The following is a 22,292-nucleotide window of genomic DNA, read 5'->3' as shown; positions in this document are numbered from 1 at the left end:
TTAAAAATTAAATAATAGGGAAAGGCATTAGGCTGCTAAATAGTAGTCTGATGCTTTTTCTTTAATAATGGCATCCTTTTCTTCTAGCTTGATTCTGGTTACTAGATGATTGAAGTTAGCGTAACCGTAGGCAGTACGTTCAATCTGTTTAATCTTACGGTTGGTTCCTTCAAGGCAACCGTTTGATTCATCGAACTTAGCAGCGTTGAGAATATCATGTAGATTACGTTTGAAAGTATTTAAAGTGGTGTGCATCATATTGCCAACATGATCTTTGCTTTGAATTAGGTTTCGTAACTTCTTGGTATCTCTATCTTTTAAAGCTTTACTGATATCTTGCATAAGGTTATAAGTATTTTCAAGCTTATTGTTTAAAGAAAGCCCATCAGCCACGATTTGTTCTTGAGTTAGGGTATCTTTTAATCTGGATTGATAGCATGGCTTAACTTTTTCCAGGTCATCAAAAGGCTTAAGATAAAGTTTCCAGTAATATTTAAGCAGGTTGTATTCCCATGAACCTTTTTTGTGCTTCTTCATTTCTTGAATGCGACAGGAATTAAAGGAACGGTTAAGCATCTGAACGATATGGAAACGGTCGAGGATTACTTGAGCATTAGGAAAAAGCTCCTTAGCCATAATGTCATAAATAGTAATTAAGATCCATAGTTACAGTCTTAACCTTGTTTCTTACGGTTATTGGGAAACGTTTAAAGTAATTGATAATATCTTTTTTTAATCTGGTAGGCAGTACCTTAACTATTTTGTGCGTGTGACCATCAATGGCAATAAAGTGCAGCTGTCTGTCAACGCCTCTGAATTCATCAAAAGCCAGGTATTCCGGCAGCCAGTCGGTATCTTCAAAGGAAGACGGACTATATTTCTCTAGTACGCGTTGCACGGTATTGGCTGAAGTTGAAGTTTGTCTGGCAATGCTCTTCATGAACCAGTCTTCGGTTAAAGAGCCAATAATTTTACGCTTGGTGGCATTAGAAATACAGCAGTATTTATCTACTAGTTCCGTTTGAGCCATCGAATTCGTCTGACAATTACGGCAGATAATTCTTTCTTTAGCTATTCTGATAAAGCCAGGTAGACTAGCATCTAAAGCAGGATAACGCACATTTGAATATAGGTGACCATTATGTACGATGGTATCTGAGCCGCAGTTTAAGCAATGGTCTAAATGTACAATAGCGTGGTAGAACTTGGCTTCACGATTACGATATTTGCCAGTTGAGATATCCAAAAATTCTAACAAAGGGTCTTTAATATTCAGAGAAAATTTAATACAATCATTGCAAGAGGACATAAGCAATTCACCTTAATTTCTAAAGAGTGGTATCAAAGGACATTATGCAGTGAGGCTTGTGCCTCTTTTTTAATGCAAAAAATCCTATTGATAGAATATCATAGAAATCTATCAACAAGATTTATCATAGAACCAAAAATTCTAACTACGATGCAGTAGTAAAGTCACATCGCAATATCGATCAACTAAGAAAGCCAGTGTAGGTAAGTTAACCTATGCTGGTTTTTGGTTTACTAATATTTTAGCTAATAATTTGCACATGATTTATTGCTTCCAAAGGCAACTTAGATCCTGATACAATAATTGTTTCTTGATCGTAATAACCTTCCACAAAGCCTTTAATATCAGGTGATAAATTACCATTTTCATCTAGGTCTTTTAGTTGAAGTGAGATCAGTCTATGATTACAAAAGGAATCTAGCAGAATTTCACTAATTTTATCGACAGTCATTTCAGACTTTTTAAAATAATTAGTATTTCTTTCAATATTGCTCTTGCTAATTTTTACAGTATGATCACTCAAAAAGAAACCAGACCATTTCTTCATGCCAGAATCCTGATAATTACGAAAGAACTCATCTAGTTTTTGGTCGAATGCATTTTTATTCATAAGCATTACCACCATTATGTCCACCAACTAATTTGCTACGCTGGATAGCTGTTGCACCTTTGGATAGACTGGATGCTTTAACTACTGCCGAAAAGCCGTACTTTTTACGCAATTTGTCTACTACATGGTCAAGCTTGTATCTTTTGATCTGTAGTTCTGGATCTTCCAGGATATTTAACTGCATACTGTGGTCGGGAACGAGCTCGCTATAGCTAACGCCAATACAGCGTACAGCTTCACCTCGCCAATTTTTTCTAAAAATAGCTAGTAAAGTTTGTACAAGTTCATGATTAACATTAGTTGGAGTGATTTTTCTTTGAACATTAAAACCATCACGATCATTATCATAATCTAGTTCTGAAAGGGAGAAGCCAATATAAAGACTGACCTTGCCTGCACACAAATTATGTGCTCGAATTCTAGCTCCAACTTGTTCGCCGATTTCTCGAATGACAATTTCGATTTCTCGTTGCTGAGAATAGTCCCTTTGTAAAACCTGTGAGTTGCCATAGCTTTTAGTTTTTGGGTGATACTTATGACTGATAATACTGCGATCAACGCCCCAGCTTTCCGCAAATAGCTGCTCACCAATAATACCAAATTCTTTCTTGAGAATGGCTGGATCAGTGTGCGCCAGTTGGTAGACATTATTAATGCCAATTCTACGTAAATGATTAGCAGTGCGAGTATTAATGCCCCAAACGTCTTCTAATTTTGGAATACGCCAGATCGTATCTGGAACATCGATGTAATGCCAGAAGGCAACCATAGATTTATTGTGCTTAGCCTCATTGTCCATGGCAAGTTTAGCTAATAAGGGATTTTCACCAATACCACAAGTTGTATAAAGCCCTAGAGTATCGTGAATATCTTTTTGAATTTTATGAGCAACATTATATGGATCATTACCAAATAGTTTCCAAGAGGTTGTCATATCAATCATGCCTTCGTCGATTGAGTACATATGAATATCTTCATCAGCTGCATATTTACGAAAAATATCGAGTACCTGCATGCTGCGTTTGATATAAAGATTCATATGTGGATCAACTAGCATTAAGTCTGGTGCTTCTTTTTTAGAGGGTAAGTTTCTAGCTCTCATGACATTGTGTAGGTTATATTTTTTCTTAGCTAGAGGAGAAGCAGCCATAATCAAGCCTGATCCCCAGGGAGCATCTGGCTGTCTTGAAATAACCACTAGGCAAGCTTTCATAGGATTAAGGCCTAATCGTAGGGCTTCGCATGATGCGAAAAAGCTTTTGTTATCAATCATAAAAATAATACGATGAGGTTCGTACTTGAAATCATACATAATACCGTCCGCCTTTAGTAAACTGCACGAACTAACGTGCGCACATTTATATTATATAAACTTTTGTTCGTGCGAACAAGTGGGCATTTTAGAAAAGTCAATAAATCAACAATTTAATGATATTGTTGATTGTTGGCTTTTTTGTTATTTTAGTAAAATTAAAAAAATATAAAATAAATATTGCTTATCTAAAAAATAGATGATATTATTTGTTAAATTTCTTTAACGAGATTTAATAAAACTTACAAAATTAGATAGGGGATGCAAGTATGAGCAATTTAACAAATCCAAATGATCATAAAGATCTGTCGTTTTTATTTAAATCAGTGGATCGATTGGCAGCTTTAGAAACACAAAAGAAGGCCGATACGATTATTAGTGTTCGCAAGAAGTGGGTAGCTGCTGCCATGATTGCTCTTGCTTCTGGATCTACCGTTTTATTAACTAGTAATACTGCTAATGCTGCAACTTCAGATGCTAACTCTGAAGTGCAGGTAACAGCACAAAATCAAAACACAACAGAGAATAAGACGCAAGCTAGAGATACAGCTAATAGCCATGATACTGAACAAAATGCTACAGTGCAGGCTAATTCATCTCAACAAAGTAATCAAGAAACTAATACAGCTGATCAGAACAATACACCGGAAAATAATAATCAAGTACAAGCACCGGCCAATCAGGCTGATCATGTTAAAGGAAATGTTCAATCTGCATGGGACCAAGGGTATAAAGGTCAAGGTACTGTCGTAGCTGTTATTGACTCAGGAGCTGATCCAAGCCATAAGGATTTTCAAACAATGCCTGAAAATCCTAAGCTTTCAAAGGATGATATTCAAAAAAAGATTGAACAGCAGGGGTATGGGAAGTACGTAAATGAAAAGTTCCCATATGTTTATAACTATGCCGATAGAGACAATGATTACATTACTTCTGATGACACTAACTCAAATGATTCTCCTCATGGTCAACACGTTTCAGGTATCATTGCTGCTGATGGAAAACCAGATGGTAATAAAGAATACGTTGTCGGTGTTGCTCCAGAAGCTCAATTGATGCAATTGCGTGTTTTCGGTCAGTTTTCAGATGAAAAAACTGATGATGTTGCTAAGGCTATTTACGATGCTACTAATTTAGGTGCGGATGTAATTCAAATGTCCCTTGGTCAAGGTGTTGCAGATCAGCAATTAACTAATATTGAACAAAAAGCTGTTCAATATGCAATTGATCATGGTGTGTTTGTTTCAATTTCTGCATCAAATAATGGTCATTCAGGTTCAGTTGATAATACAAGTAATGTGACTTCTGTAGAAAGTTATGAATCTGGAAGTGCAGATGGTAATTATGAACCACTTAATTCAAGTACAGTGGCCAATCCTGGTGCCTCTAAAAATGCATTAACAGTTGCTGCAGAGACTTCAGCTACTGGTAAAGATAGTGACATGGCTGGATTTTCATCTTGGGGACCGGTACAAGACTTTACTTTAAAACCTGATTTGGCTGCTCCAGGGTATCAAGTCGTTTCTACCGTCAACAATAATAATTACCAAACAATGAGTGGAACCTCAATGGCTGGTCCATTCGCAGCAGCAAGTGCTGCACTGGTAATGCAACGGCTAAAGAAGACTAATCCTGAATTAAAAGGAGCGCAGTTGGTTGCTGCTACTAAAGCTCTTTTAATGAACAGTGCTAAACCTCAAACGCAAAATGGGTATACTACACCTGTTTCTCCACGTAGACAGGGTGCCGGACAAATCGATGTTGGTGCTGCGACTTCGAATCCAGTTTATGTAATTGCTGATGATGGAACAAGTTCAGTCTCACTTCATCAAGTTAAAGAAAACACGCCATTTACTTTAACTTTCCATAATCTAACGGACCAAGAACAAGTTTATACTTTTGATGACTTTGGTGGTGGATATACTGAACAAAGGGATAGCAATACTGGAGTTTATCATGATGTTCAATTAGCGGGTGCACGTGTTTATGGTGAAAATTCATTTAGTTTAGCTCCTAAAGAAACTAAACAGGTTACGTATTCTTTAAATCTAAATGGCTTAAACAACAATCAATTAGTAGAAGGGTTTTTAAGATTCACCAATACTAATGATAAATCTACGGTTTCAGTACCATATTTAGCTTACTATGGTGACTTAACCAGTGAAAATGTTTTTGATCAAAATGCTAATGAAGCACACTCCGACATCCAGGAAAATCGATTCGTTAATGAGCAAAACTATCCTCGTGGTGTTGCTGATCAAGAATCATTAAAGCAACTTGTTAATGTAGAAGGAGATTACAACTGGCAAGAAGTTGCAAAATTGTATGAAAGCGGAAAGGTAGCTTTCTCACCAAATAACGACAATAAGAGTGATCTTCTTAAACCATATACTTATTTGAAACAAAATGTTAAGGATTTAAAAGCTGTGGTCCTTGACGCTCAAGGTAATGTCGTAAGAGTTGTTGCAGATGTGCAAGGTGTAGATAAGTCTTATGATGAAAACGGAGTAACTAAAGATACAAGCTTATCAGTTTCAATGAGAGATAATCCTGATGCGTTTGAATGGGACGGCAAGGTATATAATAGTAAAACTGGTCAAATGGAAGTTGCTAAAGATGGTAATTATACTTATAGATTAGTAGCTACATTTTGGAATGAAGGACCTCATCAAGTGCAAACTGCAGATTTCCCTGTAGTAATTGATACTGTTGCACCAACATTGTCTAATGTGAAATATGATGAAGCCACGAATACTTTAAGCGGTGAATACCAAGATACTGGGGCTGGCTTTACTAATTATTCATATGCGACAGTTACAGTTAACGATAAAGTCTTCGGCTATAAACTTAGTGATAGCCAGTCGGCTTTTGATAATGCTGAAAAGACAAAAGGATATTTCAGTTTTGCTTTGGACAAGAATGCGGTTGCTGCGTTATCAAACGCTGAAAATAAGGTAAGTGTTGCCTTGAGTGATGTGGCTGATAATACTGCAGTTTACAGTGTTGATGTAGCAGGAAAAGATATTAATGAACCTGCAGTCAGTGTTTGGAATGCTACTAATGGATTAGCATTTGATCAAAGTTCTACTAGTTACAATAATGATACTAAGACTTACACGTTAATTGGTGGAGCAAATCAAGATTTCTATTTGAATGGTAAATTAGTTCAGGTTCAAAATGGTCAGTATTCTGTTCCCGTTGATGTCAATTCAACTAACTTGGTATTTAGCACTGATGCTGCTGGTAAAAATGTGTTAAAGAATTTCTCAACTGTAACTCCAAAAGCATTCTTTAATTGGCAAGTTACTGACACTTTTGCAGGTAACTTTGGTGTTTCAATCAACTCTGTTGAAACTAATCGAAAAGATGATGTAGTTGTTCAAGCTGCTGTACCTAAAGGCGAAAATATCCAAGCTTTTGCCAAAGATTACTTTACAGGTGAATTATATACAGGTGAAGTTAACGATGGAGTAGCAACTTTCCATGTACATACTTCAATTAATGGTGGCAGGCGTGCATTATTAACTGGTTGGACTGTTGTTAATGGACCATCTTATAATGATAAGCAAGAAACTAGTCAAAGAGGCGTAGCAAGTTCAAATCACCTAGGTGTTTACTATGAAGTAGATGCAGCTGATCGTCCAGTTTATACTAACCGTAATCAGCTAGGTGTTGAAGTAAAAGACGAGGCAGCAAATGTGGATACATTTGGTCCAGGAGCATATCCAGGACATGCTCCATCTGATTTAACAACTAGAACAGCTTCTAATCCAAACATTCATTTTGATTATATGAATGATAATGATACCACTCGTTTTGGTCAAAACGCAGTATTAAAGGGTTACTATGATCCCACTACAATGAAGTTTACGGTAACTGGTAATGTAGACGATAATGTAACTAGCTTAACTGTCTTGAGTGATAGTTCCAATGAAAATGACCCTGCAAATCAAGTTAAACTAGATCAAAATGGTAAGTTTAGCTTTGCCGTGACTGCAAATAGTACTGGTCAACGTCCAATTGCTTATCTTTATAGGACGAAGGACGGTCAAACTGTTCGTGGTACATTAAATCTTATCTTAGACACAGTAAAACCAACTCTTGAAGTCAACCAAGTTAATGGTAATGAACTTGAGCTTTGGACTAATAATCCTAAATTTGTTTTATCAGGTAAGGTAAATGATAACTTGGATGGTTATAGACTCTACGTTAATGGTAATAACATTTATCGTGAATTCTTAAACTCAGGTTATAATCGTTTAGAAGGTTTGAATACTGATACAGAGTTTACAAATCCATATGGCGATCATGAATTTGAGCAAGTTGAAAATCTTAACGATAATAATGATCAACCGACTACTCATATCTTTACTGTTAATGTAGTAGATCAGGCTGGAAATACCGTCACCAAGAAGCTAACTGTGCATTTTGATCCTAACTATGTTGTACCTACAGACAATACAGATGTAGTAGTTGACACTAGCACGAGTGACACAGATGGAGTTACTGAAACAAAACCAATTGATCCTTTAGTAGGTAAATCATTTAAATTATTGCATAATGCATATCTTTATGATCAAAATGGTGAAGTTGTTTTGACTGATGTTGAGAATGCTAAGAGCTTGCTCAAAAAAGGACAGACAATCGTTGCATTGGATAATGCTAAAGTAACATTTATCAATGGCGTTAAGTTTTATAGAGTAGGCAACAATACTTTTGTTAAAACGGCAAATACTGTTCTTCAAGCACCTAAGAGACTCAAGCTGACTCACAATGCTTATGTTTACGATCAAAAAGGTAATGTTGTCAAAAAGCATGGCAAGAAAGTTTTACTTAAGAAGAATCAATGGATTAGTGCATTGAACAATGCAGATAAATATGTAATCAAGGGTAGGTTATATTACAAATTAGCTGATGGTCAATTTGTAAAAGTGGCTAATACTGTTACTAAAAAAGCTAAGTTACGAAAAACTGTAGTGAGTTAGAAATACAGATAAATAGTCAAGTATTGTAATTTTGCAATGCTTGACTATTTTTGTGCTTGTAGTTTGTTTTGAATTTTCTTCTGTCTATGACGAATAAGCTTAACGATTTCAAAGTACATTTTTTGGAGAATAACATATTAGCACATAAGCGAGAAACTAAACTAATGAGAAGAATTTAGTTATAATATTTATGTAAGCGATTTCTGTAAAAGTAGATTAAAAATCTAAACAAAGAAAGAAGGGTACTTGATGAAGAAAATTATTAATGATCCACACGATGTGGTGCCAGAAATGGTTGATGGAATGACTAGATCATATCCGCAATATATTGAAAAAATTGAAGGAACTGAAGCTGTTGTTCGCGCAGATAAAGCATCAATGAAAGATAGAGTCGGAATTATCAGTGGTGGCGGATCGGGTCATGAACCCACTCATGCTGGTTTTGTCGGTAAAGGGATGCTCAGTGCAGCTGTTTGCGGTCAGGTCTTTACTTCACCTACGCCAGATCAAATATATGCAGCTATTAAAGCTGTTAACCGGGGTAAAGGCGTCTTCATGGTTGTTAAAAATTATTCAGGTGATGTCATGAACTTTGACATGGCTAAGGATTTAGCAAGTATGGATAATATTCCTGTTAAGTCAATCGTAGTTGATGACGATATTGCTGTTGAAAATAGCCTTTATACTCAGGGAAGACGTGGAGTAGCTGGAACGATCTTCATGCATAAGATTCTTGGTGCAGCTGCTGAACAGGGAGCTAGTCTTGATGAGATTGAAGCTTTAGCTAAAAAGGTTTTACCAAATATCAAGACAATTGCTGTAGCTCTTTCTGCAGCAACTAATCCAGAAGTTGGTAAACCCGGCTTTATCCTGAAAGAGGATGAAATTGAGTATGGTGTTGGCATTCATAGTGAGCCGGGCTATCGTCGTGAAAAAATTAAGCCTTCAAAAGAATTAGTTGATGAATTAATTGGTAAATTGAACGATGAAATGCATCTTGATAGTAGCAAGAAATACGCTTGTTTAATTAACGGCATGGGTGCTACTCCATTAATGGAACAATATATTTTCTCAAACGATGTCTTAAATAAATTAGAAACTTTTGATATTGAACCTAGTTTTATGAAGGTCGGTAATTATATGACTTCAATTGATATGGCCGGTATTTCACTTACGCTTTTTGAAATTCAGGATGATAAATGGCTAGATTATTTGAATTATCCAGTTAAAACAATTGCTTGGTAGAAAGGAAAAACAATGGCATTAACTACTGATACACTAACTATTTGGATGAATAAGTTCGCTGACAAGGTTAATACAAATAAACAATATTTAAGTGATCTTGATACGCCAATTGGTGATGGAGATCATGGCTTTAATATGGATCGCGGGATGACTGCAGTTAAAGAAAAATTAGCTACTAAACCAGCTGATTTAACTTCTGGTTTTAAGACGATTGCCATGGCGTTAATTTCAACAGTTGGTGGTGCATCTGGCCCGTTGTATGGAACGGCTTTTCTAGAAATGGCCAAGAAGAGTGCCTCAACTGATGATATTGGTGAGTTGTTTGATGCTGCGCTAGCTGGAATTGAAATGCGTGGTGGCGCTAAACCAGGCGATAAGACCATGGTAGATGTCTGGAACACTTTAGTACCAGAGGTTAAGAGTGGCAATTTAACTGAAGAAAAAATCAAAGATGCTGTTGAGGCTACTAAAGATATGATTGCTAAAAAAGGTAGAGCGTCATATTTAGGTGAACGGTCCAAGGGACACATTGATCCTGGTTCTCAATCAAGCGGGTATCTTTTTGAAGCAATGCTTGAGACGGAGGGCTTGCTATGAGCTTAGGTATAACTTTGGTTTCTCATGTACCAGACATTGCTAACGGATTACCTAAATTGCTTAATCAAGTAGCAAAGGATGTGCCGATTACTGCCGCAGGTGGTACAAACGACAATGATATTGGCACTAGCATGGAAAAGATTATGACAGCGTTTGATGAAAACACTGCAGATGAAATTTTAGCTTTTTATGACTTAGGCAGTGCGAAAATGAACCTTGAGATGGCAATGGAAATGACTGATAAAAAGGTTCATCTCTATGATGCTGCTTTTATCGAGGGAGCTTATACAGCTGCATCACTTATTCAAGCAGGTGTGGGCTTAAACGATATTGAAAAGCAACTTAAACCACTAATTGTTAAAGATTAATAGAAAGAGGGCATTATGTCAGGATTCATAGGAGAGTTCTTTGGAACTTTAGTCTTAATTGTTTTGGGCACTGGTTGTGGTGCTGCAATTAATTTGCAAAAATCGTATGCTAAAGGCGCTAGCTGGCTTTATGTAACTATTGCTTGGGGCATGGCGGTTACATTCGGTGTTTATGTTGCTGCCAGTCTTGGTTCACAGGGGCACTTGAATCCCGCGGTTACCATTGGCTTTGCTAGTTTTGGCTTTTTCCCATGGAGCGAAGTTGGACCATACTTGCTGGGTCAATTTTTAGGTGCCTTTGTCGGTGCAGCTTTAGTAGCAATTCAGTTTTATCCTCATTTTAAGGCCACTAAAACATCAGAAGCAGGAAACAATGTTGGGATTTTTGCTACTGCACCAGCGATTAAGAACAATTTATTTAATTTCTTAAGTGAAACGATAGCAACTTTTATCTTTGTTTTTGCGTTACTTAACTTAGGTGATTTTGATAAAGGATTAAAGCCGATTGCGGTTGGTCTATTGATCATGGTTGTCGGTCAAGCTCTTGGCGGAACTACTGGATTCGCATTGAATCCTGCTCGTGATTGGTCGCCAAGATTAGCATATACAGTTTTACCTATTCCTAATAAGTCGTCAGCTAATTGGAGCTACGCTTGGGTGCCAATGGTGGGGCCAATTGTTGGTGGTGTTTTAGCAGCTGGTTTGCAAGCAGTTTTAAAATGAAAAAATTTCAAATAATATTCGAAGGACGAACATTTTTATGGTGTTTGTCCTTTTTTCAACTTCTAAAAAAATTTGGCGCCTTTTTTGCGTAATAAATATTAGAGGGTTAAACATCCTCAAAAAATTTTTCTAGGAGGACTTTGCATGAGCAAAGATAAAAAACTAAATGTCGCGGAAGTATTGGGCTTTACTGATGATCTGATGTTTCAGAACGTCATGAAGGATCCAGAAATTTGCCGTATGTTCTTGAATGAGGTGCTGCCACACTTGGACATTAAGGACTTAACGGTCCGCACGCAGGAAAGGATCGCATTCAATGGCTGGAGAAGGTTTCGATTCTTGATGTTTTGATCACCGATAGCCGGGGCAGGCGCTACAACGTTGAGATGCAGGTTGCCAACAAAAGAGACATGGATAAGCGCGCCAGACAGTATCTATTTAAGCTAATGGAGGATGGCTTTTTGCGGCGAAGACAAGAATATGAAGAATTGCATGCGGCTTATGTGATCTTCATCTTGCCGTTTGACCCAAAAGGAAAAGGCTTGAAGCGGTATAGTTTTGTTTATACTGCCAAAGAAGACCCATCAGTTGAACTAAATGATGGATCTGAGATAATATACTTAAACACCAAGGGAACCAAAGGTAAAGTGAAACCAGGTCTTGACGATCTTTATCGCTTGATTGAAGGCAAGCCAACTTCAAATGGTAAGTTCATTAGCCGAGTTAAGGAGACAATGAATAATTATCGCAGAACCGAAGAATGGAGGAAACACGTCATGAACACGGAAGAAGTCGCAGAAGCAGCAAAGCAGCTCGGAATGGAAGAAGGCAAGAAAGAAGGCCTGATCACCGGAGTGCAAAACTTGATTTCTGTTTTGCGTGATTATGGTGAAGACAATCAAAATATTTTACAACAGCTTAAGCAAAAGTATGGCAATACTTTCTCCGATAAGCAGTTAGAGGATTTCTTGAAGCAAAGCTAATCTTCTAATAAACCAAAATAGCGATAGTACCAACGATTGCGGTACTATCGCTTTTTTTGAAATTAAAAACCTTTTAAAATGGAGAGACATTTTGCTTGAATTTTGTTTGGCATAAAATCCTCACGAATCCCTAAAGTAGAGTAGCAATAAATCTGCTGGCTGGGTATTAATGGAATAGATTTTACTCCGGGATAGTTTTTGGCAGCTATATCCATTAAGAAACCAACACCCATATTTTGTTTGACTAGTTGCAAAGTAGCATCGATACTATCAACAACTAATTTTTTCTTTGGTTTAAAATTTGTGTTAGTAAAAATTTGTTCCAGGGCAGTTCTAGATAGAAAACGTTTATGTCTCATAATTAAAGGAATATCTGCAATTTGAAATAGATCAATTTCTTTTTGCTTTGCGAGCGGATTATTGCTGGGAACAACGAGATTGTATTGGAAGGTTTCAAGTGTGGTTAATTTAATTCCAGGGAGTTTTTCATTGTCAAGACGAGAAAAAACAATGGCATCATATCTTCCTTCACGAAGATGTTGTTCTAAATAATGAGAATTTTCTTCATGCGTTTCAACTGAAGCTAGCAAATGTCCTTGGTTAAGTTGAGTGATGACGGAAGCTAGCCATTCTTTACCAGCTAACTCAGAATAGCCTAAACGAAAACTGTTTTCGTTTGCTCTTTTGGCTTCTAAAATAATTGATCGTTCTTTCTGAATTAGCCCTTTTGCGTTACGGTATACAACTAAGCCAGCGGGTGATATAGTCATTCTTTTGTGATTGTGGGCCTGAAAAATTAGTTGGGTACCAATTTCTTTTTCAAGTCGCTTAACCATTGAAGAAATAGCTGGTTGAGTTACTCCGAAAAATTCAGCTGTTCTATTATAGTTTTTAGTTTCTACAAGTTTTTGAAAATACTTTAAATCTCTGAATTCCATTTTTAAATAAATATCTATTATTGGACATATAAATTAACCGTTCACAAATACATTATAGATTATAGCATTAACTAAACTCCATAAATATAATTTATCGAAATATATATATCGCTTATCATCAATTCACAAAAATATAAATTTGATTATTTTAGATTACTTTTCACATGTCTAAAGCTCTATGAAATAAGACAAAAAGGTTATTTTGTGAAAAAGCGCTTACAAAATAATGCTTGCACTTTAGTTTTTCACATGATATTTAATACACGACAAGTTGATTTTTATGGGAGATCAAAAAATGAAAAATGTAAAAAATATTAAGTGGAATGCAAGTTATGATGTATTGGTTTTAGGCTTTGGCGGAGCAGGCGGTACTGCTGCTAGATTTGCAGCAGACAATAATGCTCATGTTCTGTTAGTTGATGTAGCTCCTTATGGACATGAGGGTGGTAATACTAGATATTCTGCTCAACATGTAGCCATGGCTCATGATCGTGAAAAGATTGGTAAGTACTTTGATCAATTAGCAGAACCATATTCATATTCAAAGAAGACCATGGATGTTTATCTAGACGGTTTTGTAAATATGCCCGAATACTTTGAAAAATATTTTGGTATTAAGCCATTTATTTGGGGTGATGACTTCCGAGAAGGTGATTCCCTAGATCACAAGGATCACTTATGTGAATACCCAGAATTTGAAGGTTCAGATACTTTTGACTTTGCTTTAGTGCATAACCGCGACTTTGACGCTGGTCTATGGAAAAAGATTCGTAAGGAAGTAGCAGATCGTAAAGATAAAATCGATGTATGGCTTAATTCTCGCGCTTTAGAACTGATTCAAGACCCAGAGACTGATCAAGTTGTAGGTGCAATAGTTGAACGTAACCATAAGAGATACTTTATCCATGCTAAAAACGGTGTAGTTGTTTCAACTGGTGGTTTTGAAAATAATCCACAAATGCAACAAGATTACTTACATATTCACAAGTTGACCCCACTTGGTACTTTATATAACCGTGGCGATGGTGTAAAGATGGTCCAAAGCGTTGGTGCAAAGATGTGGCATATGAGCAACTACGAATCACTTGGAATTATCCCAAGCTACGTGATCGCTGAAGAAGAGGGCACTCGTGGTCGTCAGATCGGGGGCTGGAAGAATGTTAAGTCTGGTTCAGTTATTGCTGTTGCTAATGATGGTTCAAGATTTATGAAAGAAGATGCTAAGTTCCGTCACGGTCACATTTATGATCATGGCGAATACAACATGCCTCATGCTTTTGACAATGCATGGTTAGTCTTTGACCAAAAACAATACCAAAAATTTGTTGAAGAAAAAGAAAGCGGTAAGCTTCGTTACAACAAGTTATTTGATAAGATGATTAATGCTACTAGCGTTTCTGAATTAGCTGATAAGATGAATGTTCCGGCTAAAAACTTGACTGCTACAATAAACCAATTCAATGAATTTGCTAAAAATGGTAAGGATCTTGAATTTGGTCGTGCCACAGACTCGATGGATGAAATCAGTACTAACAAACTTTATGCTCTCAAATTAGCTCCAGCCGTTTTGAACACTCAGGGTGGTGCAGAACATAACGAAAAAGCTGAAATATTGAATAACAATGATCAACCAATTCCTCACCTATACAGTGCTGGTGAAATGGGCGGTATGTGTGTCAATCGTTATCAAGGTGGCGGTAATCTCGCTGAATGCTTGATTTTCGGTAAGATTGCTGGTGAGCAAGCAGCTAAGATGAAGTCGGATACACAAGAAGTTAAACTAGAAAATGCTGTGCCATCGGTTAATGATTTAATAGCTGGGGATAAAATTGACAATATAGAACTAGGTCCAGATCAATATGTTGGTTCTACCGAGGCTGGTATTGGTGGTCGAATTGTGGTTAGAGTTACTTACAAAGATAAAAAGATTAAGAATGTTGAAGTGCTTGAAAATCATGAAACTGAGGGAATTGGAGCAGTAGCTATTCAAAAATTACCTGATGAAATTGTTAAGGCTAATAGTACGGAAATTGATGCAGTCTCAGGTGCTTCAACGACTACTAGAGCAGTTGAAGAGGCGGTTAATAAAGCAATTAAGAAGGCCAAATAGCTAATTTTCACGAAAATGTCTTAGAATATCAATACCTTTTTTCTGATAGTCATTTGGAATAAAGCTCTTACGCATAGCAATTTGCATATAAGCCCATAACCTTTGATCTGGTATCAAGTGAATAATATGCAAATCTCTTCTATCTTTAAGTGTATCTTCCATTGCTAAAGCAATACCTACATTTTGACTAACTAAGTCGATCATTAGTTGCATAGTTCTAGCTGTAAAAATTATTTTTGGAGAAAAATTACCTAATTTTGCTTCTTGATCTAAGCATTCTCTGGTCAAATATCCTTCTGAACGCGCAATAAAGTCTCGCTCTGACAGCTCAGAAATTTTAACTTGCTCTTTATTAGCCCAAGGATCATTAAGACCAGTTATTATGACTAATTCTGTTTTATTTAAATTACGAATATAGTAATTTGAGTCGTTAATAGGCACCATCCAAGAATAAATGGCCACATCAATATCTCCATTGGTTAAACTTTCGAATATATCTGCTGATCGCTCTAGATGCGTGTCAAGCATTGACATTATGTTAGCGTGATGAAACTGAGCGATAACCTCAGGAATATACATGCTGCCAGCAACACCAGAAAAAGAGATTCGTATTTTCTTCTCACTGGCATGCATTACATCATAATTAACGCTATTAATTTCATGTAGAAGCTTAACTGATTTATTGTAAAGCAAGTCTCCAGCAGTTGTTGTGTTGAGTTTGCCTTTTCGATTAACCTGTTCAACTAAAGGATCTTTAAAATGCTTAGCTAGACGTTTAACAGCTGCTGAGATCGTTGGTTGAGTAACGTTAAAAAATGTAGCTGTTTTAGTGTAACTACCAGTTTCTATTAATTTGCAAAAATACATTAAGTCTTGATTATTCATCATAAACTCCATTTATAAATATATTTTATATATTGATCTTTTTTGATTATAAGTTATGAACTTCACAATCATTATAAAACTTATTATATTGAGATTTAAAGCAAAAAAATAAATCATTTTATTCACAAATTCAAATTAGCATTTAACGAAATAATGTTATAAATTGTAATCGTCAACAAAAGATAAGTGCTTACAAAGTTTGATTAATAATTTAGGGAGTAGAAAAATGTTAGATAAATTTCAATGGAAGAAATGGATTCTTCCTTTAGTAATTGGAATTGTACTGTGGCTTGTAACACCATTTAAGCCAACAGATATTAGTGTGCCAGCTTGGCATTTATTTGCAATCTTTGTTGCAACTATTGCAGCATGTATTACTAAGCCATTACCAATGATGGCTACCACTTTAATTGCAGTTGTGATAGCAACCTTAACCGGTATATTTAACATGAAAGAAGTGGCGGCTGGATTTGGTAATTCAACCTCTTGGATGGTTGCTATGTGTATGTTTTTAGCAGCTGGATTTATTAAATCAGGTTTAGGTAAAAGAATTGCATATATTTTTGTTAGAACTTTTGGCAAAAGCACTTTAGGCTTAGCTTATGCTTTATCATTTGTAGAAACTGTTTTGGCAATAGGTATTCCAAGCAACAATGCACGTGTTAATGGGATCATGTATCCAATTATCGATGGTCTTTCTCGTGAAATGGGTTCTGATCCTGAAAAGGGAACACAGAGAAAATTAGGTTCTTTCTTAGTGTTTAATGAATATGAAATCAACAATGTTACTTCCGGTATGTTTTTAACAGGTTTGGCAGGTAACATGGTAGCGTTAGGTTTGGCAAAAACACAAGGAATTGAAATTTCTTGGATGGAATGGTTCCTAGCTGCTATTGTCCCTGGACTGATTTCTTTACTTGTTGTGCCATTTTTATTGTATAAAGTTTATCCACCAGAAGTAAAAGAGACTCCAAATGCTCATGCTTGGGCAGATAAAAAGTTAACAGAACTAGGTAAAATGACGGCTGCTGAAAAAATTATGTCAGTGGTCTTTGTAGTAGCTATTTTGCTCTGGTTAGTGGGGCCACATATTGGAATTGATGCGACTGAAACTAGTTTTATTGCTGTAGCATTACTTTTAATTACTGGAGTAATTAATACCAAAGATATTCTAAATGAAAGTTTTGCTTGGAATATTTTAACTTGGCTTTCAGTTATTATGCTAATGTCACAAAAATTAATGACTTTAGGCTTTTTCCCATGGTTCTCAAAGACATTGGGTGCAGGACTTAAAGGCATGAATTGGGTATTAGTTTTAGTAGTTCTGTGGTTAGTTTACTTCTACTTACACTATTTGTTCCCAAGTGTATCAACTCAGATTTCAGCTTTGTATGCTGGTTTTTTATCAATTGCTCTAGGTGCGGGAGTGCCAAAAATTATGGCAGCACTAATGCTAGCAATGTGTGGTACAGTATATCTTTCAACTTCTACATATTCTGCGGGCCCTGCTGCAATGGTTTCTTCAACAGGATATATTTCTAATAAGGACTTCTGGAAGTTAAGTGCAATTATTGGTGTGGTATTCAACATTATCTGGCTTGGTGGCGGATTGCTTTGGACTAAAGTTATTGGATACTGGTAAAAATAGGTGAATAAAATGATATATAATTCTTCGTTAAAATGGGACAAAGTCTATGATGTAATTGTTGTGGGTTTTGGTGGTGCCGGTGCAGGAGCCGCAAGATTTGCAGCAGATAACGGTGCTCATGTTTTACTAGTGGATTCGGCTCCAGAAGGTAGCGAAGGTGGTAATACCAGATATGCTGGTGGTGCTTTTGCCTGGGGCAGTAATTTTGATGATCTAAAAGATTACTACAAACAAACTTATTATCCATTTAAATACGATGAAAAAGATTTAGATGCTTTTGTTGAGAATGTTCTTAAGATGAAAGAATATTCTAAAAAGTATTTTGGTATTGAGGCAAAAGCTACAGGAAGAAGACCTAAGGGTGAATATCCTGAATATCGGCATGGGGATGCAATGCAATCGCAAAGTATGACCCAAGGGATGTATAATGGCGGTTTCTGGAAGCTGCTACGTAAGAAAGTTTATGAAAGATTAGATAGAATTGATATTTGGTTTGATTCTCCTGTAGAGCATTTGATTCAGTCGCCAAAAAATCAGACTATTATGGGCGTAGTAATTAATCGTAATGGCAATAAAAGACTGGTTGCTGCTAAAAATGGTGTAGTTCTAAGCTGCGGTGGTTTTGAAAATAATCAAGCGATGATTCAAAACTTTTTAGGTCAAGGATCTTTGGCTCCAATAGGCTCTTTATATAATCAAGGCAAAGGAATTGATTTAGCTGTCGAAGCAGGAGCACGATTATGGCATATGTCTAACTATGATTCGCACGGTTTATCATTAAGACAGAACGACCCACGTGAAAAGTTTGCCTATATGATTAATTGGAAATCATTGTTTAATGGCTCAATTTTTGTGGCGGGTGATGATGGTACACGTTATTTCCGTGAAGATGAGGAAGATCGTCATGGTTATAAATATAATCATGGCAATTGGATAATGATTCCTAACCAAAATCATCCTCATATTGTAATGGATCAAAGACAATATGAGCAATTGAGTAACGATACTTCTGCGAAGGCAAGTCAAATAAAAGAATTAATTTCTTACGCAATTAAAGCAAATACGATTGAAGAACTTGCTGAAAATATATCCGCTCCTAGATTAAAGCAAGAAGTTGCAGACTTTAATTTCTTAACTGATGTAAAAAAGCGAGATATGTTTCTTCATCGAAAAATTGATACTATGCGTAGTTTTGGAAAAGGACCATATTATGCAATTCCTGTAAGACATAATATTCTTCATACTCATGGTGGAGCTAAAAGAAATGAAAATTGTGAAGTAATTGATTTAAATGGCAAAGTTATCCCTCATTTATATGAGGCTGGTGAATTAGGTGATATTTTTGCTACTAAATATATCGGTGCTAATAGTATTGCTGACTTATTAATTTCGGGAAAGATAGCTGGCGAGAATGCTGCTAAGCCCAAGGATCAAGAGGTTGGATTAGATGCAGTTACTGGTGCCTCTAAAGTTGCTGATTTGAAATCCGATGCTCATACTATGATAGCCAATTTTGATGCTGGTAAAAATCAGGGTATAGGTATCAGTTCAAATGGAATAAGTGATTTACCGATTGTAGTTAGAGTAACACTTAATGATAAAAATCAACTTAAAAAGATTGAAACTCTGCAACAGAAAGAATCACCATCATTAGGAGGAAAAGCAATTCCAGTTTTAACCAAAGCAATGATTGCCAACAATACTACTGATGTAGATACTGTGTCCGGTGCTTCTGTTACTAGTCATGCCTTTCAAGAAGCCGTATCTGATGCTTTGAAACATATTCAAAAATAAAAGTTAATAAACCAAAAAGAGCGATAGTACCAACGATTGCGGTACTATCGCTCTTTGTTTTATTTTGATTTAGAGGGGGAAGGTAGAATAATTAATTATCTAAAGTCATAGTAGTTTCTGGATCGAAGAAGTGTGCCTTGTTCATTTCAAAGCCCATCTTGATCTCAGAACCTGGCTTAGTGAAGTCACGTGCGTCGACCTTAGATACTAAGTCGGTGTCACCAACCTTACAATAGAGTTGAGTTTCAGCACCAAGAAGTTCAGAAACAACAACTTTAGCTGTGACAACTTGTTTAGGGAAGCTTTGTAAAAATACTTCCTCAGTGTGCACATCCTCTGGACGGATACCAAAGACTAGCTTTTTACCTTCATAGCCTTTGTCCTTTAAGATCTTAAGCTTACCTTCAGGGACAGGAATCTCAAAATCGTGGTGATCGTTGTCGATAATCATACCATCCTTCAAGGTAACATTGAAGAAGTTCATCGCAGGTGAGCCGATGAAGCCGGCTACGAAAATATTAGCAGGTTTGTTGTAGACCTCCATTGGCGTACCAACTTGTTGCTGGATACCATCTTTAATAATGACAATTCTGTCGGCTAAGGTCATAGCCTCAGTCTGATCGTGAGTTACGTAAATAGTAGTAGTCTTTAATTGTTGATGTAGTTTTGCGATTTCAGCACGCATGGTTACACGCAATTTAGCATCCAAGTTTGATAAAGGTTCATCCATCAAAAAGATTGGAGCATCCCGTACAATAGCACGTCCCAAAGCAACACGCTGACGTTGACCACCAGATAAAGCAGCAGGCTTACGCTTCAAGTATTGTTTTAAGCCTAAAATTTTAGCAGCGTGTGAACTTCTATCATCCAGAAAGAGTTCAAGCTCCACAGGTTTCTCCGAAGAGCTTGCAAGACTGGATGCCCGACATTTACTTTGATAATTATGAGATGCCAGGTCGGGTAATGAATGTAGATAAGGGCTGGGAGATTTATCCTAAGACTTTGTACGATATTGCGATCAACATTCGTGATAATTACGGCAACATCGATTGGTTTGTCTCTGAAAACGGGATGGGTGTCTCTCGCGAAGAACGCTTTATCAAAAATGGTGTTGTTCAAGATGACTATCGGATTAAGTTTATCAAAGATCACCTGTTAGAATTGCACAAAGGAATTGAGGCAGGGTCTAACTGTCATGGTTACTTTGTCTGGACAGGAATTGATTGCTGGTCATGGATGAACGCATATCGCAATCGTTATGGCTTAATCCGAGATGATATTCATACCCAAATTAAAACTCTTAAAAAGTCGGGCCATTGGTATCGCCAGTTGAGTGATAATAATGGCTTTGATGAATAACTTAATAAATAATAATTTTCTCTCCCTCTAGATAAAATTAAGTTAGAAAAGCCCCGAAAGTTAAGTGCTTCCGGGGCTTTTCTTGTTTGGATGTAGTCAGATAAGGAGTCACAGAAAAAACTATAATTCTCTTTTCTATTATAAAACAACATATATAATAAATAAGGTAGAATTACATGTTGGTATAAACATGTAAGCAATTAACGAAAATGGGGAAAAATCATGTCACACAGTTATAATGGTGGGATTGCTTCATACGCAATTTGGTTGCCAGAATTTACGCAATTTATTCAGCTTTATCAATCTGGCAAGAGTGTCAATGAAATAAAGCAACTTAGTGATGACGAAAATATTTTTCAAATGTCGACAAAAGCGCGTGCTAAGCGCTGTTCAAGAAACCTAGCTATCAGGATAACAGCCTTACCTGAGCCAATGATCGATGCTTTTCCGCATCTAAATACTACTAATCAAAAATTGGTTTCATTAATTTCAGTGATGTTAACGAGTCGGATTCTTGATGAATTTGTCTATGACGTTTATCGGCCAAAAGTTACGATGCACGAAACTACTTTGCAGGATTACGAAGTTGAAGCATTTCTTAATCAAAAGCGAATTGAAAGTCCTGAAATAGCAAAATGGTCCTTGAATACGTTTAAGCGGCTTAAGGGTGCACTCAAAACTTTTTTGCGGGATGCAGGTTTAATGGAAATCAATCCTGAAAATAAAAAAGAAGATAAATTGCTTTTTCCACTAATTGATACACAAGTAGCCTTAATTATGAAAAATGCCAAGTTAGATTATGAATTGGCTGCTTTAGGAGGAATATAATGACTGAAGATATCAATCTTAGATTCAGCCATCTGAAGGAAAAAATGGTTGATCCTAAGTTTCAACATAATGAAGGATTATCCAATGAAGTCGGCTATTGGATCTTCGATTATCCAGCTGATCAAGAGCTGGAAGTGCGTAAGCAAATTGCCAAAATAAGTGACAGTCCTTTAGCCTCTAGAGTAAATTTACGTGTTTTTGATATTTATGATGTCATGATGAAGTTACTCAGAGAGCAAGAAGAATATACTGGTGCTGATCCCATTCCAATTCTTGAAAATATAGAAAAAAAGCAAGGTTTTGATGTACTGATTGAACAAATCAACAATATTCTTGAAATGAGCGAAAATAATAATTTGATTGTTCAATATATCCAGTCAAGATTGCCAGAGCAATGCATCGTTTTTTTAGACGGATTGGGCAAAGTTTATCCGATTATTAGAGCACATAAGATTCTCAACACGATGCATCAAGTTTTAGATAAAAATCCTGTTGTGATGTTCTATCCGGGTAATTATGATGAAATGAGCCTAAGAGCCTTCGGTGAAGTAAAAGATCAAAATTATTACAGAGCATTCAGAATAGATTAAGGAATATA

The 22,292-nt window shown here is 36.4% G+C and carries 16 protein-coding genes and 3 pseudogenes; 13 read left to right on the top strand and 6 right to left on the bottom strand.

The genetic code is table 11. The features are described from left to right. Positions 1–27 precede the first annotated feature (27 nt). The 3 genes and pseudogenes from CP366_RS03205 to CP366_RS03195 form a co-directional block, all read right to left on the bottom strand. Positions 28–1,309, bottom strand: a pseudogene (locus tag CP366_RS03205) (ISL3 family transposase). A 241-nt stretch (positions 1,310–1,550) separates the two neighbouring features. Further along, positions 1,551–1,919, bottom strand: coding sequence for a hypothetical protein (locus tag CP366_RS03200; RefSeq protein ID WP_054833006.1), 369 nt, complete (start codon positions 1,917–1,919; stop codon positions 1,551–1,553). Next, positions 1,912–3,231, bottom strand: a complete 1,320-nt coding sequence (locus CP366_RS03195; RefSeq protein WP_089146185.1) for a nucleotidyltransferase — start codon at positions 3,229–3,231, stop codon at positions 1,912–1,914. The genes CP366_RS03200 and CP366_RS03195 overlap by 8 nt, the downstream gene beginning before the upstream one ends. 269 nt (positions 3,232–3,500) lie before the next feature. On the opposite strand from CP366_RS03195, the gene CP366_RS03190 reads away from it, so the two are divergent. The 7 genes from CP366_RS03190 (at position 3,501) to CP366_RS03165 (ending at position 12,132) form a co-directional block, all read left to right on the top strand. Continuing rightward, complete coding sequence (locus tag CP366_RS03190) at positions 3,501–8,216, top strand: S8 family serine peptidase (RefSeq protein WP_089146186.1); 4,716 nt, start codon at positions 3,501–3,503, stop codon at positions 8,214–8,216. Positions 8,217–8,465: 249 nt separating this feature from the next. Next, positions 8,466–9,461 (top strand): dihydroxyacetone kinase subunit DhaK, encoded by a 996-nt coding sequence (dhaK, locus tag CP366_RS03185; RefSeq protein ID WP_089146187.1) that lies wholly within the window; start codon positions 8,466–8,468, stop codon positions 9,459–9,461. A 12-nt stretch (positions 9,462–9,473) separates the two neighbouring features. Continuing rightward, positions 9,474–10,058, top strand: a complete 585-nt coding sequence (gene dhaL / locus CP366_RS03180) for a dihydroxyacetone kinase subunit DhaL (RefSeq protein WP_023488668.1) — start codon at positions 9,474–9,476, stop codon at positions 10,056–10,058. After that, positions 10,055–10,426: a dihydroxyacetone kinase phosphoryl donor subunit DhaM gene (gene dhaM / locus CP366_RS03175; protein WP_061204855.1), complete on the top strand. Its 372-nt coding sequence runs from the start codon at positions 10,055–10,057 to the stop codon at positions 10,424–10,426. Before dhaL ends, dhaM begins: the two co-directional genes overlap by 4 nt. A 15-nt stretch (positions 10,427–10,441) precedes the next feature. Next, the gene (locus tag CP366_RS03170) at positions 10,442–11,149 is read left to right on the top strand and encodes an MIP/aquaporin family protein (protein ID WP_005723341.1); all 708 of its coding nucleotides are present in this window, start codon (positions 10,442–10,444) and stop codon (positions 11,147–11,149) included. A gap of 144 nt (positions 11,150–11,293) precedes the next feature. After that, entirely contained in the window at positions 11,294–11,500 is a 207-nt protein-coding gene (locus CP366_RS10875; protein WP_225520358.1) for a hypothetical protein, read from the top strand. After that, complete coding sequence (locus CP366_RS03165) at positions 11,497–12,132, top strand: Rpn family recombination-promoting nuclease/putative transposase (protein ID WP_232783887.1); 636 nt, start codon at positions 11,497–11,499, stop codon at positions 12,130–12,132. Before CP366_RS10875 ends, CP366_RS03165 begins: the two co-directional genes overlap by 4 nt. A gap of 62 nt (positions 12,133–12,194) precedes the next feature. On the opposite strand, the gene CP366_RS03160 is transcribed toward CP366_RS03165, so the two are convergent. After that, a complete protein-coding gene (locus CP366_RS03160) occupies positions 12,195–13,070 on the bottom strand; it encodes a LysR family transcriptional regulator (RefSeq protein ID WP_060464188.1) in 876 nt (291 codons plus the stop codon). A gap of 295 nt (positions 13,071–13,365) precedes the next feature. Here CP366_RS03160 and CP366_RS03155 point away from each other — a divergent pair, with 295 nt between their 5' ends. Next, complete coding sequence (locus CP366_RS03155; protein ID WP_233186494.1) at positions 13,366–15,180, top strand: FAD-binding protein; 1,815 nt, start codon at positions 13,366–13,368, stop codon at positions 15,178–15,180. Here CP366_RS03155 and CP366_RS03150 read toward each other — a convergent pair whose 3' ends face one another. Then, positions 15,181–16,065, bottom strand: a complete 885-nt coding sequence (locus tag CP366_RS03150; protein ID WP_060464190.1) for a LysR family transcriptional regulator — start codon at positions 16,063–16,065, stop codon at positions 15,181–15,183. 226 nt (positions 16,066–16,291) lie between these two features. Between CP366_RS03150 and CP366_RS03145 the strand changes: the two genes are divergently transcribed. Together CP366_RS03145 and CP366_RS03140 are read left to right on the top strand one after the other, a co-directional pair. Continuing rightward, positions 16,292–17,707, top strand: coding sequence for a DASS family sodium-coupled anion symporter (locus CP366_RS03145; RefSeq protein ID WP_005723335.1), 1,416 nt, complete (start codon positions 16,292–16,294; stop codon positions 17,705–17,707). 15 nt (positions 17,708–17,722) lie between these two features. Then, positions 17,723–19,507: an FAD-binding protein gene (locus CP366_RS03140; RefSeq protein ID WP_089146189.1), complete on the top strand. Its 1,785-nt coding sequence runs from the start codon at positions 17,723–17,725 to the stop codon at positions 19,505–19,507. Between the two features lie 91 nt (positions 19,508–19,598). Here CP366_RS03140 and CP366_RS03135 read toward each other — a convergent pair. Next, positions 19,599–20,378: pseudogene (locus CP366_RS03135) on the bottom strand (ABC transporter ATP-binding protein); the annotation flags it as partial. Here CP366_RS03135 and CP366_RS03130 point away from each other — a divergent pair. The 3 genes and pseudogenes from CP366_RS03130 to CP366_RS03120 form a co-directional block, all read left to right on the top strand. Beyond that, a pseudogene (locus CP366_RS03130) lies at positions 20,360–20,866 on the top strand (family 1 glycosylhydrolase); the annotation flags it as partial. The pseudogenes CP366_RS03135 and CP366_RS03130 overlap by 19 nt on opposite strands. 222 nt (positions 20,867–21,088) lie before the next feature. After that, positions 21,089–21,694: a DUF1819 family protein gene (locus tag CP366_RS03125; protein ID WP_065989575.1), complete on the top strand. Its 606-nt coding sequence runs from the start codon at positions 21,089–21,091 to the stop codon at positions 21,692–21,694. Beyond that, positions 21,694–22,284, top strand: a complete 591-nt coding sequence (locus CP366_RS03120; protein WP_089146190.1) for a DUF1788 domain-containing protein — start codon at positions 21,694–21,696, stop codon at positions 22,282–22,284. Before CP366_RS03125 ends, CP366_RS03120 begins: the two co-directional genes overlap by 1 nt. Positions 22,285–22,292: the final 8 nt, after the last annotated feature.

This window comes from Lactobacillus sp. UMNPBX15, from assembly GCF_002553785.1.
Taxonomy (GTDB): Bacteria; Bacillota; Bacilli; order Lactobacillales; family Lactobacillaceae; genus Lactobacillus; species Lactobacillus crispatus.
The sequence above is the reverse complement of the archived record's forward strand: the minus strand, read 5'-3'. Positions and strand labels throughout refer to the sequence as shown.